The organism is Streptomyces sp. TLI_171 (assembly GCF_003610255.1).
Taxonomy (GTDB): Bacteria; Actinomycetota; Actinomycetes; order Streptomycetales; family Streptomycetaceae; genus Kitasatospora.
This window is the reverse complement of the sequence record NZ_RAPS01000001.1, coordinates 2,416,923-2,432,400: the sequence shown is the minus strand read 5'-3', so window position 1 is coordinate 2,432,400 and position 15,478 is coordinate 2,416,923. Positions and strand designations below refer to the sequence as shown.

Genomic DNA, 15,478 nt, shown 5'->3' with positions numbered 1-15,478 from the left:
ACGGCCGTCGAGGGACTGGGCCCTCTCCTTCGGATCTTGCCGGGCGCGCGCCGCCGGATCACCCCGGCTGGAAGCACCGGCAAAACACCCAAGTACACCCAGTACGAGGGCGTTTCGCCAGCACTCCCAGCCGGGCGCGAAATGGGGGCACCTCCCAGCCCCCTGGGGCTGGGGGAGACGCGCGCCCGGCAAGATCCGAAGGAGGGGGCCTAGCCCAGGTGCCAGAGGGTGCCGTGGCCGGCGGCCAGCGTGGTGGCCAGCACGGCGAGGTCGGCGATGCCGAGGGCCAGGCCGAGCAGGGCCCGGGCCGGGCGGGCGGTGCGGCGGTACAGGGCGACGGCCGCGAGGGTGAGGGCGAGCGGGCCGAGGACCAGGTTGAAGAGCAGGAGCCCGAGCAGGCCCAGGACGAAGGAGGCGACGGCCAGTTGGTCGGCGTCGGCGGTGGTCCGGCGAGTGGTGGTCATGGCGGTGGCTCCGTGGTCAGCGGCGGCCGAGGCGCTCGCGGGCGCCGAAGGCCAGCAGCCAGCCGGCGACGACGGTCGCGGCGACCAGCAGCAGCGGCGCGGGCAGATGGGCGGCGGCCCCGGCGAGCAGGCCGAGGGAGAGCAGGGCGAAGAGCAGCATGAGGACACCTTCCGGTTTTCGGCTAACAAGTGTTCGCTGAATTCCTGTCAGTACTGTAGCGAGACTCGCCAAATTCGGCAAACAGTTGTTTACTGAACCCCGTGACGACCCCCGCGACCCCCACTGCGCGCACCGCCCCCGCCGCTGCCCCCGGTGTCCGTCAGGCTCAGAAGCAGGCCAGCCGCCGGGCCCTGCTGGACGCCGCGCTCGGCCTGCTGGAGCAGCAGAACCTGAGCGGCCTGGGGGTGCGCGAGGTCACCCGCGCCGCGGGGCTCTCCCCGGCCGGCTTCTACCGCCACTTCGCGGACCTGGCCGAACTCGGCGTGGTGCTGGTGCAGGAGTCGCTGGCCAGCCTGCACGAGATGATCCGCGCGGTGTTCGCGGGTGCGGGCGAGCCGGAGCAGCTGATCGACCGCTCGGTCGAGGTGATCGCCGCGCACGTGGCCGCGCACACCGCGCACATCCGCTTCCTGGCCCGCGAGCGGCACGGCGGCGTGAAGCCGGTACGGGACGCGGTGGCGGCCGAACTACACCGCTTCGCCGAGGAGTTGGCCGGCCTGCTGGCCGTCCAGCCGGACACCGCGGACTGGCCGCCGGCGGATCGCGGGATGCTGGCCCAGCTGTACGTGGACCGGATGGTCTCCACCGCGCTGGCGATGGTGGAGGCGGAGCCTGCCGAGCGGGCGGTGCTGGCGGACACGGTGCGCACCCAGTTGCGGCTGATCAACCTGGGAAGCCGTCACTGGAAGGCGAGTTGACGGCCCATCGGGCCGGTGGGGGCTCTTGACATAGTGTCATGGGCGCGCCAACTTAGGGAAACCCCTGTGGGACCCCCACACCCCCTGAGAGGCACCCTCATGAAGAAGCCGCTCACCGGGGCGCTCTGCGCCCTGCTCGTGGCCGGGGCCACCGCCCTGGTCAACGCCACCCCCGCCGCCGCCGTCACCGTGAACTTCGCCGGGACGGTCGCCCTCTCCAACTGCTCCGGCTCACTGGTCCGGATGCCGAACTCGGCCGACGCCGACCCCGGCCTGATCCTCACCAACGGCCACTGCCTGGAGACCGGCATGCCCGCCGCCGGCCAGGTGATCACCAACCAGTCGTCCAACCGGAGCTTCACCCTGCTCAGCTCCTCCGGGAGCAGCCTCGGCACGGTGCGCGCCAGCCGGGTCCTGTACTCGACGATGACCGACACCGACGTCACCCTCTACCGGCTGAGCAGCAGCTACGCCACCATCAAGAGCCGTTACGGGATATCCCCGCTGACCATGTCCACCACCCACCCGGCGGCCGGCAGCTCGATCAAGGTGGTCTCCGGCTACTGGAAGAAGATCTACTCCTGCAACGTGGACGGCTTCGCCTACCGGCTCAAGGAGAGCAGCTGGACCTTCAAGGACTCGGTCCGCTACACCTCCGGCTGCGACATCATCGGCGGGACCTCCGGCTCCCCGGTGGTCGACGTCGCCAGCGGCCAGGTCGTCGCGGTGAACAACACCACCAACGAGGACGGCCAGACCTGCACCCTGAACAACCCCTGCGAGGTCGACCAGAACGGCGCCGTGACCATCCACCCCGGCATCGGCTACGCCCAGGAGACCTACACCATCCCGAACTGCTTCGCCCCGGGCAACGTGCTCGACCTGACCCGGGCCGGCTGCGTACTGCCCCGGCCGTAGCCGCGCCCCTCCGGCCCCGGGCCCGGCCCTCAGGCCGGCCCGGGCAGCCGGAGTTCGGCGAGCGCGCCACCCCCGGGATGGTTGGCCAGCCGCAGCTCGACGCCGATCGCCCCGGCGTGGCCCTGCGCGATGGTCAGGCCCAGGCCGTGCCCGCCGCCGCGCTCGCGGGCACCGGTGCGGAAGCGCTGCGGGCCCTCGCGCAGCACCTCCTCGGGATAGCCGGGGCCGTGGTCCCGCACCGTCACGGTGGTGCCCTCGGCCGCGATCAGGAACGGCGGCCGGCCGTGCCGCTGGGCGTTGGCGACCAGGTTCGCCACCACCCGGTCGAGCCGGCGCGGGTCGGTGGTGACCACCCCCGCCGAGTCGACCCGCAGCTCCACCCCGGGGCCCGCGGCGCCCACGATCCGGGTCAGCAGCGGACCGAGCGGCAGCTCGGCCAGCTCCGGGGTCTCCGCCCCGGCGTCCAGCCGCGACACCTCCAGCAGATCCTCCGTCAGGTCCCGCAGCGCGCGCACCCGGTTGCGCACCAGCTCGGTCGGCCGCCCCGGCGGCAGCAGCTCGGACGCGGTCAGCAGGCCGGTCAGCGGGGTGCGCAGCTCGTGCGCCACGTCCGCGGTGAAGCGCTGCTCGCCCGCCAGTTTGCTGCGCAGCGCGGCGGACATCGAGTCGACCGCGGCGGCCAGTTCGGCCACCTCGTCGCGGGCCCGGCCGAGCGGCCCGATCCGGGCGTCCAGGTCGCCGCCGGCGATGGTGCGGGCGGTCCGGGCGGCAGTCCGCAGCCGGCTGCTGATCCGGTCGGCGGCCAGCACCCCGGCCAGCACGGTGACGGCCACCGACAGTGCGGCGCCGACCGCCACCGCGCGGTCCAGATCGGCGATCGCCCGCGCGTCCTCGGCGTAGTCCATCCGCACCGACAGCACCCGCCCGTCCGTCCCCGCGGCCGCCCACATCGCGGTGCCGCGCGGGCCCGGGCCGAGCATCGAGCCCTGCCGGCCGCGCTCGGCCAGCCGGCGCAGCTCCCCGGGCAGCGCCGGGTCGTCGGAGGCCGCGTGCCAGCCCGCCACCAGCTCGCCGGTGGCGTCGTACCCGGTGAGCACCGCGTCCAGCGCGGCCATCGCGGACTTGCGGGCCTGGTCGGTGTGCTGGCGCACCGACGCCTGGTGGACCAGGATCCCGACGGCCAGTGCGACCAGGCAGGACACCAGCGCGATCACCGCGGCGATCTGCCGGCGGAGCGTCATGCCGTCCGCCGCAGCCGGTAGCCGAAGCCCCGGACGGTCTCGATCCGGGCGGCGCCGATCTTCGCCCGGAGCCGCTGGACATGCACGTCCACCACCCGGCTGTCCGCGCCCCACGAGTAGTCCCACACCCGCTCCAGCAGTGTCTGACGCTCCATCAGCACACCCGGAGAGGCGGTGAATTCGAGCAGCAGCCGCAACTCCGTCGGGGTGAGCGGCACCGGCCGCCCGGCCACCCGGACCTCCAGCGCCCCGGTGTCCACCTCCAGGTCGTCGATCACCCGCACCGCGTGGCCGGGGCCGGCGGCCGGGGCGGCGGGCGCGGCCGGAGCGATGCCGGTGCGCCGCAGCACGGTACGGATCCGGGCGACCAGCACCGCGGTCTCGAAGGGCTTCACCACGTAGTCGTCGGCACCGGCCTCCAGGCCGGAGATCACGTCGATCGGCTCGGTGCGGGCCGACATCATCAGGATCGGCAGCTGGCTCTCCTCGCGGATCCGCCGGCACAGGCCGACGCCGTCGAGCAGCGGCAGCATCACGTCGAGCAGCAGCAGGTCCGGCGGCGCGGCGCGGAAGCGCTCCAGGCCCTCCAGGCCGTCCGCCGCCGTCTCGACCGGGAAACCGTAGCGCTCCAGGGCGAGTTGGGTGGCCTCGCGGATCACCTCGTCGTCCTCGACCAGCAGGATGCGCGGGGCGCCGGGCACGGGAGTGGTCATCAGTACCTCGTCGGGGAGGGCCGGCGGGCGTCCGGCACCGCGGACGGCGCGCCGCCCGCCGGGGCGGCGGTGCGGCCAGGGGCGGGCGGCGTCGGGGCGACCGTCGGCTCGGCGCGCGGCGAAGGCACCGCGGACGGCGCCGGGGAGGCGTCCGGCAGGCAGCCCGGGGCGTTCGCGGCCGGGCCGGTCGCCTTGATCCGCCGGTCGACGAAGGCCATCCGGACGGCGTTCCAGCGGTAGGTGCTGCTGGTCTCGGCGAGCGGCCCGGTGGGCTCGTGGACGACCAGGTCAGCGCCGACCGTCTCGGCGGTGAAGCCCGGCAGCGCCGCCAGCGACAGCACCGGCAGCACCTCGCGGCCGTGCAGCGCGTACACGTGCAGCACGGCGCGCCCCGCGCCGGAGCCCGCGCCCGTCACCACCGCGGTCAGCAGTTCGGGCCGGCCGTCGCCGTTCAGGTCGCGGTACTGCGCGGGCTGCACCAGGCAGCCGGTGCACCCGCCGTCCACCGCCGCCCGCTCGCCCGCACCGAGCCCCGGATCCTTGGCGAGCACCGTCCGGGCGTCGACCTCGGTCAGCGCACCGACCGACAGTCCCGGCAGCGGGACGGGCGCCTGCTGGTCCGCCACCGCCTGTGGCTCGGCCGGCACCGAACTCTCGGCCGCCGCCCACAGCGGCTGCGGACTCGGATGCGCCTGGATCGACCGGGTCGCCCCGGCGTCGTCCAGGCCGCCGGACGCCTGGCAGCCGCTGGCCGCGACAACGGCCAGCAGACAGAGCAGGGCGGCGCGGAGCGGCCAGGTCCTCACGTCGAACAGCGCCTTTCGAGAACGGTCGGAAGACCAGCCAGTCTGCACCACCCCACCCACCCGCCCGCCGCCCCCGGGGGGGCACCGAGCACCGGGGCGAGGGGAGAGGTGGAGCAGGGCCGGGGGGTGACGGAGCTTCGGGGCGGGGAGTTGATCGGGCAGGGGCAGGGGCAGGGGCAGGGGCAGGGGCAGGGGCAGGGGCAGGGGCAGGGAGAGGTGGGGGCGGCGGCCGGGGTCTGTCGTTCGTCCGCCGGCCCCGGGGTGGCGGGGTCAGGGGGCGGGGTCGGCGAAGACGATGATGTTGTCGGTGTAGTGGCCGTTGCCGGCGAGGGTGCCGCCGCAGGTGATCAGCCGGAGTTGGGGGCCCGCGGTGTCGCCGTAGACCAGGTCGGTGGGGAAAGCGTCCTTGGCGAACTGGCGGAGCTCGCGCACCTGGTAGGAGAGCGTGCTGCCGTCCTCGCGGCGGATGTCGATCCGGTCGCCCGGGCGCAGGCTCGGGAGGCGGTGGAAGACGGCCGGGCCCTTGCGGGTGTCGTAGTGGCCGAGCAGCACCGCCGGTCCGAGCCGCCCGGGCGCGGGCCCGTTGCGGTACCAGCCGACCTGCTCGGGCCGGTCCAGCGACGGGACCTCCACGGTGCCGTCCGGGTTGAGGCCGACGCCCTGCACGGGCGCGTCCACGTCGATCCGGGGGATCACCAGGCGTACCGGCAGGGAGAACCGGACCTGCGGGGTGGTGGGCGGCGGCGCGGTGGCGGCCGGGGCGGTGGCCGGGCCCTGGCCGGTCGCGGCGATCCGCACCGGCGCCGGGTCGGAGCCTCCCGCGGCCACCAGGGTCACACCGCCGGCGGCCAGCAGTGCGGCCGCCGCGGCCGGCGCCCACCGGGGGCGCCGGCCGCGGCGCTGCCGGCTACGCCCCGGCACCGGCACGACGGCGGACGACGAGCAGGCCGATCCCGGCAGCGCCGGCGGCCGCCAGCCCGGTGCCGAGCACCAGCGTGACGGTCGAGTCGCCGCCGGTGGCGGCCTCGCCGGTCTGCGCGCCGCCCCTCGGCACGGCGGTGACCTGTGCGCCGGGCGCGCGGGTCGGCGCGACGGTCGGCACCGGGCTGGGCGCCGCGGTGGGCGCCGCCGACCGGGCGGGGGCCGGGGACGCGGGCACGGGCGTCGGGCTGGCGTTGCCCTCGGCGAACGCGACGGCGCCGGGCAGCGCGAGGGCGCCGGCCGCGGCGGCCGAGACCAGGGCGACCCGCACGGCGCGGCGGACGGACATGGTGGCTGACATCGGTTCCTCCGAGTGCTCGTCACCTGCGGCCCGGTGGCCGCGGGTTGACGCTGCTCACGCTAGGAAGGCCTCCCCTCGGTGAACCGCCGGTCGTGTAACGGCCACCGGCCGGCTCCGTAACAGTCCCGACGGGGAGCGAGGAAGTCCTGCCACAGCTCCCGCGGCCCGGTGGAGTGCGGCAGCGCCGGCGAGCCGGTGGTGGGCGAGGTCCAGGGGCGGGGGCCGGGATAAGAGTTGCTAGCGTGGCGGGCGTTTCGTCGTTCCGCCCGGGGTTGAAGGGTAGCGCCACTGATGGCCAAGTTCCTGCTGAGTCTGCACCTGCTGGCCGTGGCGCTGTGCATCGGTCCGGTGGCGGTCGCGGTGAGCATGTTCCCGCGCCGGGCGAAGGCCGCGCTGGCCGAGGGGCCCGAGCAGGCGGGGGCGCAGGCGTCGGTGCGGCTGCTGCACCGGATCAGCAACGTGTACGCGCTGATCGGCATCGGCGTGCCGGTGCTGGGCATCGGCACCGCGCAGGCGATGGGCGTGCTGGGCAACGCCTGGCTGGTGACCTCGATCGTGCTGACGGCCGTCGCCGCGGGCGTGCTGCTGCTGCTCGTGCTGCCCGGTCAGCAGGCGACCGTGGACGCGCTGGACGCCACCGAGGACCGCGACGCGGAGACCGCCCGCGCCACCGGGATGCTGAAGAAGCTGCCGATGACGGCGGGCGTGTTCAACCTGCTGTGGGCGGTGGTGCTGGTGCTGATGGTCATCCGGCCGGGGTCGACGACCGGGTCGTGACCCCGCGGACCTCCAGGCCGGCCAGCAGGTCGGCGGTGGCGGCCGCGACGGCGGCCACCGCGGCTTCGAAGACCTCGCGGTTGTGGGCGGCGGGAGCCCGGAAACCGGAGATCTTGCGGACGTACTGGAGCGCCGCCGCGTGCACGTCCTCGGGGGTGGCGTCGGGCGTCATCGGCGGGCGGAGCGTCTTGATGCTTCGGCACATGCCTCCAGTCTGCCGCGCCCGACCGACAATCCGGGCGGCCGCGCTGTTCGCCGCCGAGGCCGGGGGCTGGTCCCCGACGCGCGGGGGTGGCGGTGGACGCCCGGCTCGGCGTCCTTCGTCGCCGCGGCGCCGGGGGTGCACGGCGAACCGTTGGAGGCGCTGCGGACGGTTCGGGCGGAGGATGTCGTCCGACACGTCGTCGGATCGCTGGAGGACCTCATGGCCGAACACCCCTCGCTCGCCGGTCGGGTCGCGCTGGTCGCGGGCGGCACCCGGGGCGCGGGCCGCGGCATCGCCGTCCAACTCGGCGCGGCCGGGGCCACCGTGTACGTCACCGGCCGCTCCGCGCAGGGGCACCGCTCGGAGTACGACCGGCCCGAGACGCTGGAGGAGACCGCGGAGCTGGTCACCGCCGCCGGTGGCCGCGGCATCGCCGTCCGGGCGGACCACAGCGACCCGGCGCAGGTGGCCGCGCTCGCCGAACGCCTGGAGCGCGAGCAGGGCCGGCTCGACGTGCTGGTCAACGACATCTGGGGCGGCGAGGGCAACTTCGCCTGGGACGCCCCGCTCTGGGAGGACGACCTGGAGCGCGGTCTGAAGCTGCTGCACCGCGCCGTCGACACCCACGCCATCACCAGCCACCGCCTGCTGCCGCTGCTGCTGAAGCACCCCGGCGGGCTGGTGGTGGAGATGACCGACGGCACCGCCGAGTTCAACGCGAGCCGCTACCGGGTGTCGTTCTTCTACGACCTCGCGAAGTCCTCGGTGCTGCGGATGGCGTTCGCGCTCGGCCACGAACTCGGCCCGCGCGGGGCCACCGCGCTGGCGCTCACCCCGGGGTGGATGCGCTCCGAGCTGATGCTGGAGCACTTCGGCGTCACCGAGCCGACCTGGCGCGAAGCCGTCGCCCGGGAACCGCAGTTCGGCATCTCCGAGTCCCCGTCGTACGTCGGCCGGGCGGTGGCCCACCTGGCCGCGGACCCGGAGCGGGCCCGCTGGAACGGCCGCTCCACCTCCAGCGGCGCGCTCGCCCGCGAGTACGGCTTCACCGACCTCGACGGCAGCCGCCCGGACTGCTGGGCGTTCCTCCTCGCGTCCGAGGGCGCCGGGACCGCGCCGGACCCCGAGGCGTACCGCTAGAGCTCGCCGAGGGTGATCGGCAGCGTCGCGGCGGCCGCGAACACGGCGGAGTGGGTGGTGAGTTCGAGGTAGTGGAGGTCCTCGTGCCGGTGGGTGGCGGGCGGGTCGAGGGGGAGGGCGGAGAGGTCGAGGGTGGGGAGCGAGTCGAGGGTGGCTCGGCCGAGCTTGATCAGCGCTTCCTTGCGGACCCACTGGCGCAGGAAGGCCCGGGTCGGGTCGGGGTGGGCGCGGACGAGTTCGGCCTCGGCGGGGGTGAGGACGTGGCCGAGCGTGGCGGGGTCGGTGGTGCGCGGGCCGAGGTGTTCGACGTCCACGCCGATCGGGACGGGGGCCGCCGCGGCGGCGATGATGCCGCCGGTGTGCGACAGGCTCAGGTGGGTCCCCGGCCGGTCGGTGAGCAGCGGCCGGCCGTGGGTGGTGTCGCCGCAGCCGGGGCACTGCTGGCCGAAGGACAGCTCGGCGGGGGCCACGCCGAGGTGCGCGGCGGCGCAGAACCGGACCAGCAGGTGGGCGGCCACGTAGTCGGCCCGGTCGGACGGCCGCCGGAAGCGTTCGGCGCGGGCGCGTTCGAAGTCGCCGAGCAGCCGCTCGTCGGCGTCCGGCCGGCCGAGGATCTCGGCGGTGGTGGCGAGCATGGCGAGTGGGTGGTTCGGCACGGGTCTCCTTGTCCGGGCGGGCCCTGCGGTGACGGACTATCAAAATAGTCCGTTCGAACGATTTATCGGCGCGTCAGGGTCGCACAGCCCGGCATCGGTGCGCGTCCCCCTCTTTGCTGACGTGGGCTGCTGCCTGTGACCCACCGTCAACGAGAGGGGTGTCCGTGCGACACGGTGTCCGTACCAAGAGTCGGCTGCTCAGGTACCCGGTGGTGACGGTCCTTTCCGCCGCACCGCTGCTCGCGCTGGCGACGCTCGGTGAGGCCGCGCAGCTGGCTCCGCCGCTCGGCCCGTGTTCCGGCCCGAACTGCCCGAGCACCTGGGGCCCGCCGCACACCGGCCCGTTCATCGGGTCGGACGCCTCGATCCACGTGTACGTGGGCGGCGACTACCTGGTGCGGCAGAACGCGGCCGAGGCCGAGGGCAAGGTCGTGGTGGTCGGCGACCTGGACATCAACAAGGCCAACGGCGGCGCCTTCAACATGGGCGTCGTCGGCGTCGGTTCGATGGTCACCCCGCCGAGCGGCACCGACCACGTCACCGTCGGCGGCTCGGTCTCGATGGACGCCTCGCAGGGGAACCCGAGCAAGCTGTTCCTGGGCGGCTACTACGTCGACGGCACCACGGTCCACACCACCTGGGGCAACCTGAAGTACGGCACCACGCTCACCGGGGCGTACGACATCACGCCCGACGGCAAGGCGATCAAGGACGCCGCCGCGATCGACGAGTTCAGCGGCCTGACGCCGGTGATCGAGGACCACTCCTCCTGCATGGGCCGGCAGACCGCGAACGGCACCTGGGCGGACGACGGCTCCACCGTCACCTTCACCGGTGACGGCACGAGCGCCCGTCAGATCTTCGACTACCCCGGGAACATCGGCTCCGCGAGTGCGGCGAAGGGCATCGCGTTCGCCGGCATCCCGGCCGGGGCGACGGTGATCGTCAACATGACCGGCTCCGACGTGCTGATCAACACCAACAGCGGGACGGCGCAGGAGGGCGACCCGCTGACGGCGCTGCGGCCGAACCTGATGTGGAACTTCCCGACCGCGACCAACGTGGTGGTCTCCGGTCAGGCCCAGTTCCAGGGCTCGATCATGGCGGGCAACCCGGCGAGCAGCACCACGCTCTCCAATCCGGGCACCAACGGCCGGGTCTACCTCGCGGGCAGCCTGCTGCAGCAGGGCAGCGCGGGCACCGAGATCCACAACTACCCGTTCAACGGCGACCTGCCGGACTGCGACACCAGCCCCTCGCCGTCGCCGTCGGACAGCGGGAGCCCGAGCCCCAGCCCGAGCCCGTCGCCCTCGGACAGCCCCAGCCCGTCGCCCTCGGACAGCGGGAGCCCGAGCGCCAGCCCGTCGCCGTCCGGCAGTCCGAGCCCGTCGCCCTCGCCGAGCCGGAGCACCGGTCCCGCGCCCTCGCCGAGCGGGAGCAGCTCGACCCCGGCGGGTCCGCCGTTGCCGGACACCGGTGACGACCTGATGGCCCCGGCGGCGGGGGCCGCCGCGCTGCTGCTGGGTCTGGGCGGTGCGGTGATCGCGCTGGCCCGCCGCGGTCGCGGTCGCCACAGCTGAGCGCAGTGAACGGCAGCGGCCGGGACCCGTTCGGGGTCCCGGCCGCTGGTGCGTGGTGACGTCCGGTCAGGTGACGTCACCACGGCGGGCGAAGCGCTCCGCGCGCCACTCGCCGCTGGTCAGGACCTCGCGCAGGGCGGTGGCCGCGTCGTGCACGTCGACGCGGGACAGGTAGAGCGGGGTGAAGCCGAAGCGCATCAGGTCGGGGGCGCGGAAGTCGCCGATCACGCCGCGGGCGATCAGCGCCTGGACGATCGCGTACCCGTCGGGGTGGCGCAGAGCGACCTGGCTGCCGCGCAGCGCGGGCTCCCGCGGGGTCACCGGTTCCACGTCCAGGTCCTCGGTCAACTCGAGGAACAGATCGGTGAGTTCGAGGCTCTTGGCGCGCACGGCGGCGGGGTCGGCGAGCTCCCAGACGTCGAGCGAGGCCTCCAGCGCGGCGAGGCCGAGGATCGGCGGGGTGCCGGTGAGGAAGCGGGTGATCCCCTCGGCGGGCCGGTAGCCGGGCTCGAAGTCGAACTGGCGGGCGTGGCCGAACCAGCCGGTCAGCGGCTGCCGGGCGGCGGCGTGGTGGCGCTCGGCGGCGTACAGGAAGGCGGGCGCGCCGGGGCCGCCGTTGAGGTACTTGTAGCCGCAGCCGACGGCGAAGTCCACGCCGGCGGCGTCGAGTTCGATCGGCAGTGCGCCGGCGGTGTGGCACAGGTCCCAGACCGCGAGGGCCCCGGCGGCGTGGATGCGGGCGGTGACGGCGGCCATGTCGAGCAGTTCGCCGGTGCGGTAGTCGACGTGCGAGAGCAGCACGACGGCGGTGTCGGCGTCGAGCGCGGCGTCCAGCTGCGCGGCGCTGTCGAGCAGCACCGGCCGGGTGCCGGGGTACAGCCCGGTCAGGCCGTCGGCGATGTACAGGTCCGTGGGGAAGGCGTGCCGTTCGGCGAGCAGCGCGGTGCGGCCTTGGCGCAGCCGCAGGGCCGCGCCGAGGACCTTGAACAGGTTGACCGAGGTGGAGTCGCAGACCACCAGCTGTCCGGGGGCGGCGCCGAGCAGGTGCGCGCCGAGGCGGTCGCCGAGCCGGCCGGGCTGGTGGAACCAGCCGGCGTCGTTCCAGGAGCGGATCAGGCCGGTTCCCCACTCGCCCTCGACCACCGCGGCGAGGTGGCCGGGAGTGCGTCGGGGGAGCGCGCCGAGCGAGTTCCCGTCGAGGTAGAGCACGCCCTCGGGGAGGGTGAACTCGGCGCGCAGGGCGTGCAGGGTGTCGGCGGCGTCGCGGGCCGCGCAGTCCTCGCGGGTGGGGGTCACAGGGCGTTCCTGACGGTCCACAGTTCGGGGAAGACGTCCTGGTCGGCGGACTGCTTGAGCCAGCTGAGGCCGCTGGAGCCGCCGGTGCCGGGCTTGGCGCCCATGGTGCGCTTCACGGAGGACAGGTGCCGCTGCCGCCACCGGGTGACGCGCTCGGCGGTGTCCAGCAGGGCCTCGCCGAGCCCGGCCAGGTCGGCCAGCTGCGGATCGGTGTACACGGCCCGCCAGGCGTCCTCGACGGCCGCGTCGTGGCGGTGCCGGGCGGTGACCGGGACCTCGGGTACGGTCTGCCCGCGGCGGGCGAGCACGGCCAGCGCCTCGTCGTACAGGCTGGGGGTGCGCAGGGCGGAGAACAGGTCGTCGTACTCGGCGGGGGAGTCCTGGTACATCGTCAGCAGTCCCTCGCTCTTGTTGCCGAGCAGGAACTCCAGGCGCAGGAACGCCGAGGACTGGAAGCCGGAGGCCTCGCCGAGGACCGGGCGGAAGGCGTTGAACTCGGCGGCGGTCATGGTGGCCAGCAGGTCCCAGGAGGAGACCAGGACGTCCTGCACGTGGTGGCCGCGGCGCAGCGCGGCGATCGCGGCGGCCAGGTCGTCCTCGCGCAGCGCGGCGCGGGCGGCCGTCCACTCGTGGTGCAGCAGGTCGAACAGCAGCTCCATCACCTGGGTGGTGACGATGAACGAGTACTCGGCGGGCTCCTTGCTGCGGGGCTGCTGGAGTGCGTGCAGTTCGGCCAGGTGCACGTAGCGGGCGTACGGGGTGGACGCGCCGGGTTGTTCCTGTTCGGGCCTGAACCGCAGGTTGGGCCGGTGGGCTTCCCCGGTCATGCCGGTACCTCCTGGTTCCGCCCGCTCCGGATCACGGCGGGCCGTCACCATTGTGCGGCGCTCGGCCGTGCTCTTGAATGGCCGTCGTAGCCCGGATGGAGCTGTCGACCTGTCGTTCGCAAGCTGCTGGGAGCCGATCGCCTCATGAACGAAAAGGAGCCCCCGATGGACGCCGTGGACCGCCTGCTGCTGGCCGAGCTGCAGGCCGACGCCCGGCTGTCGTTCAACGAGCTGTCCCGCCGGGTGAACCTGTCGCCGCCGGCGGTCGCCGAGCGGGTGCGGCGGCTGGAGGCGGACGGCGTGATCACCGGCTACCACGCGCACCTCGCCCCGGCGAAGGCCGGGGCGGCGGTGATGGCGCTGGTCACGGTGCAGTGCTACGGGGTGCGGTGCGTGCTGCGGGACCCGGAGGTGGCGTCCTGGCCGGAGGTGTTCCAGCTGCACCGGGTGACCGGCGGGGCGTGCTGCGTGCTGCTGGTCGGGGTGCCGGACATGGCGGCGTTCGAGCGGCTGACCGACCGGCTGGGCGGCTACGGGCAGCCGACCAGTTCGATGATCCTCTCCAGCCCGGTGCCCTGGCGGCCGCTGACGCCCTGACGGCCGGCCTCGGGCGGTCGGCGCGGGGTCAGCGCACCAGCGGCAGGAACACGGTGTCGACGATCTCCGCGAGCACGTCGTCGGGCACCGGGGCGTGCGTGGTCAGCAGCTCCTGGCGCAGCAGGTCGAAGGGCAGGGCGCGGATCCGCGGGCTGAGCTTCTCGGGGCGGGCCTCGCCGCGGGCGACGGCGCGTTCGAAGATCGCCTCGGTGCCGTCGGGTCCGCCGGCGGCGAGCAGTTCGGCGGGGGCGGTGCCGGTCGCCCGCTGGTATCCGGCGAGTTGGACGCTCATCAGGGCGACCAGTTCGACCCGGGTGGCGTTGATGGCCCGGAGCAGGGCGAGCACGTCCTCGCGCAGGCTGCCCGTGTCGGGCACCTCCAGCCGGGCGCGCTCCAGCACGTGCGCGATGGCGGCCCGGGCCAGCGCGTCCCGGTCGGGCCAGCGGCGGTAGAGCACCGGCGGGCTGGTGCCGGCCCGCTTGACCACGGCGTCCATGGTGAAGCCGGCGTAGCCGTGCTCGGTGAGTTCCGCCCAGGCCGCGTCCAGCAGGGCCTGCTCCAGGGCCGCGCCGCGGCGCCGCTCGGCCATCCGCTCTCCTTGGATAGATTTGCCTATCTTATTTCTGCGCCCTACTGTGAGGCTCGCAAGATAGGACTCTATATCTTAAGGGGACCCTGCCGTGATCCGGCACGCCCGAACGGCGCCCGCCGCCGCCCCGCCCGACTCCGACCGCATCGACCCCGCCGTCCGCCGCCTCGCCCTCACCGTGGTGGTCGGCGCCCTCGCGGTGGTCTTCGACACCACCGTCGTCACCGTCGCCCTCGGCGACCTGGCCGCCGGCCTGCACGCGCCGCTGGCCACCGTCCAGTGGGTCAGCACCGGCTACCTGCTGGCCGTGTTCACCGCCATCCCGCTGGCCGGCTGGGCCCAGGCCAGGCTGGGCGGCAAGCGGCTGTGGATCGCCGCCCTCGGCACCTTCCTGCTCGGCTCGGTGCTCTGCGCGCTGGCCCGCAGCGCCCCCGCGCTGATCTGCTTCCGGATCGTCCAGGGCCTCGGCGGCGGCATCATGATGCCGCTGATGGCCACCCTGGTGATCCAGGCCGCCCGCGGCCGCGCGCTCGGCCGGGTGATGGCCGCCGTCACCCTTCCCACCGCCCTCGGCCCGATCCTCGGCCCCGTCCTCGGCGGCCTGATCCTGAGCCTCGCCGACTGGCGCTGGATCTTCCTGGTCAACCTCCCGTTCTGCGCCGCCGGCGCCTGGCTCGCCCACCGCAACCTGCCCGACGACCGCCCCGCCCCCGACGCCCCGCGCCCCCGCCCGGACGTCCTCGGCCTGCTGCTGCTCCCGCCCGGCACCGCCGCCGTCCTGTACGGCCTCTCCCGGGTCGGCACCGGCCACGTGCTGCTGCCGCTGCTCACCGGCCTCGCCCTGCTGGCCGCCTTCACCGCCCGCGCCCTGCTGCGCCCCGGCGCCCTGGTCGACCTGCGGCTGCTGCGCCACCGCCCGCTGGCCTCGGCCGCCGGACTCGGCTTCCTGGCCGGCGCCGTGCTGTACGGGGCGATGCTGCTGCTGCCGCTGTACTGGCAGCAGCAGCGCGGGCAGGACGCGCTCGGCGCGGGCCTGGCGCTGATCCCGCAGGGCGTCGGCGCGCTGCTGGCCCGCACCCGGGCCGGGGCGCTCACCGACCGGCTGGGCCCGCGCCCGGTGGCCCTGGCCGGTTTCGCGCTGACCGCCGCGGCCACCGTGCCGTTCGCGCTCGGCGTCTCGAACGGGCTGCTGCTCGGGGCGGCGCTGGTGGTCCGCGGCCTGGGCCTGGCGGCGGCGATGATCCCGCTGGGCAGCGCCGGGTACCTGGGCCTGCGGCGCGCCGAGATCCCGGACGCCAGCATCATCACCCGGGTCGCCCAGCAGGTCGGCGGCTCGGTCGGCACCGCCCTGCTGGCCGTGGTCCTGCAGCACGGCGCCTTCGGCACGGCCTTCGCCTGGTCCGCGGCGCTCACCGCGTCGGCCGTTCCGCTCTGCCTGCTGCTGCCCCCGCGGCCGGCCGCCTGAGGGG

At 74.7% G+C, this 15,478-nt stretch carries 19 protein-coding genes; 7 read left to right on the top strand and 12 right to left on the bottom strand.

Annotated elements, in window-relative coordinates:
- Positions 1 to 209: 209 nt before the first annotated feature.
- Both BX266_RS11040 and BX266_RS38495 read right to left on the bottom strand, forming a co-directional pair.
- Positions 210 to 464: a DUF4190 domain-containing protein gene (locus BX266_RS11040; RefSeq protein ID WP_099898930.1), complete on the bottom strand. Its 255-nt coding sequence runs from the start codon at positions 462 to 464 to the stop codon at positions 210 to 212.
- Between the two features lie 16 nt (positions 465 to 480).
- Positions 481 to 624 carry a hypothetical protein gene (locus tag BX266_RS38495; protein ID WP_099898928.1) on the bottom strand — a complete coding sequence of 48 codons (144 nt, stop codon included), beginning with the start codon at positions 622 to 624 and terminating at the stop codon, positions 481 to 483.
- A gap of 101 nt (positions 625 to 725) precedes the next feature.
- On the opposite strand from BX266_RS38495, the gene BX266_RS11035 reads away from it, so the two are divergent.
- Positions 726 to 1,382 (top strand): TetR family transcriptional regulator, encoded by a 657-nt coding sequence (locus BX266_RS11035; protein ID WP_099898926.1) that lies wholly within the window; start codon positions 726 to 728, stop codon positions 1,380 to 1,382.
- A 99-nt stretch (positions 1,383 to 1,481) separates the two neighbouring features.
- The gene (locus tag BX266_RS11030; protein ID WP_099898924.1) at positions 1,482 to 2,300 is read left to right on the top strand and encodes a serine protease; all 819 of its coding nucleotides are present in this window, start codon (positions 1,482 to 1,484) and stop codon (positions 2,298 to 2,300) included.
- 29 nt (positions 2,301 to 2,329) lie between these two features.
- On the opposite strand, the gene BX266_RS11025 is transcribed toward BX266_RS11030, so the two are convergent.
- The 5 genes from BX266_RS11025 to BX266_RS11000 form a co-directional block, all read right to left on the bottom strand.
- Positions 2,330 to 3,541 (bottom strand): HAMP domain-containing sensor histidine kinase, encoded by a 1,212-nt coding sequence (locus BX266_RS11025; protein WP_099898922.1) that lies wholly within the window; start codon positions 3,539 to 3,541, stop codon positions 2,330 to 2,332.
- Positions 3,538 to 4,254, bottom strand: coding sequence for a two-component system response regulator CseB (gene cseB, locus BX266_RS11020; protein ID WP_099898920.1), 717 nt, complete (start codon positions 4,252 to 4,254; stop codon positions 3,538 to 3,540). Before cseB ends, BX266_RS11025 begins: the two co-directional genes overlap by 4 nt.
- Complete coding sequence (locus BX266_RS11015) at positions 4,254 to 5,060, bottom strand: hypothetical protein (RefSeq protein ID WP_099898918.1); 807 nt, start codon at positions 5,058 to 5,060, stop codon at positions 4,254 to 4,256. Before BX266_RS11015 ends, cseB begins: the two co-directional genes overlap by 1 nt.
- 270 nt (positions 5,061 to 5,330) lie before the next feature.
- Entirely contained in the window at positions 5,331 to 5,981 is a 651-nt protein-coding gene (locus BX266_RS11005) for a class F sortase (RefSeq protein WP_099907687.1), read from the bottom strand.
- Complete coding sequence (locus BX266_RS11000; RefSeq protein WP_259464650.1) at positions 5,968 to 6,342, bottom strand: Tat pathway signal sequence domain protein; 375 nt, start codon at positions 6,340 to 6,342, stop codon at positions 5,968 to 5,970. Before BX266_RS11000 ends, BX266_RS11005 begins: the two co-directional genes overlap by 14 nt.
- A gap of 291 nt (positions 6,343 to 6,633) precedes the next feature.
- On the opposite strand from BX266_RS11000, the gene BX266_RS10995 reads away from it, so the two are divergent.
- Positions 6,634 to 7,119, top strand: a complete 486-nt coding sequence (locus BX266_RS10995; RefSeq protein WP_099898916.1) for a DUF2269 family protein — start codon at positions 6,634 to 6,636, stop codon at positions 7,117 to 7,119.
- Here BX266_RS10995 and BX266_RS10990 read toward each other — a convergent pair.
- Positions 7,088 to 7,324 carry a DUF2277 domain-containing protein gene (locus BX266_RS10990; protein ID WP_099898914.1) on the bottom strand — a complete coding sequence of 79 codons (237 nt, stop codon included), beginning with the start codon at positions 7,322 to 7,324 and terminating at the stop codon, positions 7,088 to 7,090. The genes BX266_RS10995 and BX266_RS10990 overlap by 32 nt on opposite strands.
- 219 nt (positions 7,325 to 7,543) lie before the next feature.
- On the opposite strand from BX266_RS10990, the gene BX266_RS10985 reads away from it, so the two are divergent.
- Complete coding sequence (locus BX266_RS10985; RefSeq protein ID WP_099898912.1) at positions 7,544 to 8,464, top strand: SDR family oxidoreductase; 921 nt, start codon at positions 7,544 to 7,546, stop codon at positions 8,462 to 8,464.
- Here the strand turns inward: BX266_RS10985 and BX266_RS10980 are convergent.
- A complete protein-coding gene (locus tag BX266_RS10980; protein ID WP_099898910.1) occupies positions 8,461 to 9,120 on the bottom strand; it encodes a 4'-phosphopantetheinyl transferase superfamily protein in 660 nt (219 codons plus the stop codon). The genes BX266_RS10985 and BX266_RS10980 overlap by 4 nt on opposite strands.
- Positions 9,121 to 9,332: 212 nt before the next feature.
- Between BX266_RS10980 and BX266_RS10975 the strand changes: the two genes are divergently transcribed.
- Positions 9,333 to 10,700 (top strand): choice-of-anchor A family protein, encoded by a 1,368-nt coding sequence (locus BX266_RS10975; RefSeq protein ID WP_180290449.1) that lies wholly within the window; start codon positions 9,333 to 9,335, stop codon positions 10,698 to 10,700.
- 66 nt (positions 10,701 to 10,766) lie between these two features.
- Here the strand turns inward: BX266_RS10975 and kynU are convergent, their stop codons facing one another.
- Both kynU and BX266_RS10965 read right to left on the bottom strand, forming a co-directional pair.
- Entirely contained in the window at positions 10,767 to 11,996 is a 1,230-nt protein-coding gene (kynU, locus tag BX266_RS10970; RefSeq protein ID WP_099898905.1) for a kynureninase, read from the bottom strand.
- The gene (locus BX266_RS10965; RefSeq protein ID WP_099898903.1) at positions 11,993 to 12,823 is read right to left on the bottom strand and encodes a tryptophan 2,3-dioxygenase; all 831 of its coding nucleotides are present in this window, start codon (positions 12,821 to 12,823) and stop codon (positions 11,993 to 11,995) included. The genes kynU and BX266_RS10965 overlap by 4 nt, the downstream gene beginning before the upstream one ends.
- 165 nt (positions 12,824 to 12,988) lie before the next feature.
- Between BX266_RS10965 and BX266_RS10960 the strand changes: the two genes are divergently transcribed.
- On the top strand, positions 12,989 to 13,420 hold the full coding sequence (locus BX266_RS10960) for an Lrp/AsnC family transcriptional regulator (protein ID WP_099898901.1): 432 nt from the start codon (positions 12,989 to 12,991) through the stop codon (positions 13,418 to 13,420).
- 28 nt (positions 13,421 to 13,448) lie between these two features.
- On the opposite strand, the gene BX266_RS10955 is transcribed toward BX266_RS10960, so the two are convergent.
- Positions 13,449 to 14,009, bottom strand: a complete 561-nt coding sequence (locus BX266_RS10955; RefSeq protein WP_099898899.1) for a TetR/AcrR family transcriptional regulator — start codon at positions 14,007 to 14,009, stop codon at positions 13,449 to 13,451.
- 91 nt (positions 14,010 to 14,100) lie between these two features.
- Between BX266_RS10955 and BX266_RS10950 the strand changes: the two genes are divergently transcribed.
- Complete coding sequence (locus BX266_RS10950; protein ID WP_259464649.1) at positions 14,101 to 15,474, top strand: DHA2 family efflux MFS transporter permease subunit; 1,374 nt, start codon at positions 14,101 to 14,103, stop codon at positions 15,472 to 15,474.
- The last annotated feature ends 4 nt before the right edge of the window (positions 15,475 to 15,478 follow it).

Excerpts from the sequence above, each read along its gene's own strand:
- BX266_RS38495 (WP_099898928.1), bottom strand. The coding sequence starts at position 624 with ATGCTGCTCTTCGCCCTGCTCTCCCTCGGCCTGCTCGCCGGGGCCGCC.
- BX266_RS11040 (WP_099898930.1), bottom strand. The coding sequence starts at position 464 with ATGACCACCACTCGCCGGACCACCGCCGACGCCGACCAACTGGCCGTC.
- BX266_RS10985 (WP_099898912.1), top strand. The coding sequence starts at position 7,544 with ATGGCCGAACACCCCTCGCTCGCCGGTCGGGTCGCGCTGGTCGCGGGC.
- BX266_RS10995 (WP_099898916.1), top strand. The coding sequence starts at position 6,634 with ATGGCCAAGTTCCTGCTGAGTCTGCACCTGCTGGCCGTGGCGCTGTGC.
- BX266_RS11030 (WP_099898924.1), top strand. The coding sequence starts at position 1,482 with ATGAAGAAGCCGCTCACCGGGGCGCTCTGCGCCCTGCTCGTGGCCGGG.
- cseB (WP_099898920.1), bottom strand. The coding sequence starts at position 4,254 with ATGACCACTCCCGTGCCCGGCGCCCCGCGCATCCTGCTGGTCGAGGAC.
- BX266_RS10965 (WP_099898903.1), bottom strand. The coding sequence starts at position 12,823 with ATGACCGGGGAAGCCCACCGGCCCAACCTGCGGTTCAGGCCCGAACAG.
- BX266_RS10960 (WP_099898901.1), top strand. The coding sequence starts at position 12,989 with ATGGACGCCGTGGACCGCCTGCTGCTGGCCGAGCTGCAGGCCGACGCC.
- BX266_RS11000 (WP_259464650.1), bottom strand. The coding sequence starts at position 6,342 with ATGTCAGCCACCATGTCCGTCCGCCGCGCCGTGCGGGTCGCCCTGGTC.
- BX266_RS10990 (WP_099898914.1), bottom strand. The coding sequence starts at position 7,324 with ATGTGCCGAAGCATCAAGACGCTCCGCCCGCCGATGACGCCCGACGCC.
- BX266_RS10955 (WP_099898899.1), bottom strand. The coding sequence starts at position 14,009 with ATGGCCGAGCGGCGCCGCGGCGCGGCCCTGGAGCAGGCCCTGCTGGAC.
- BX266_RS11025 (WP_099898922.1), bottom strand. The coding sequence starts at position 3,541 with ATGACGCTCCGCCGGCAGATCGCCGCGGTGATCGCGCTGGTGTCCTGC.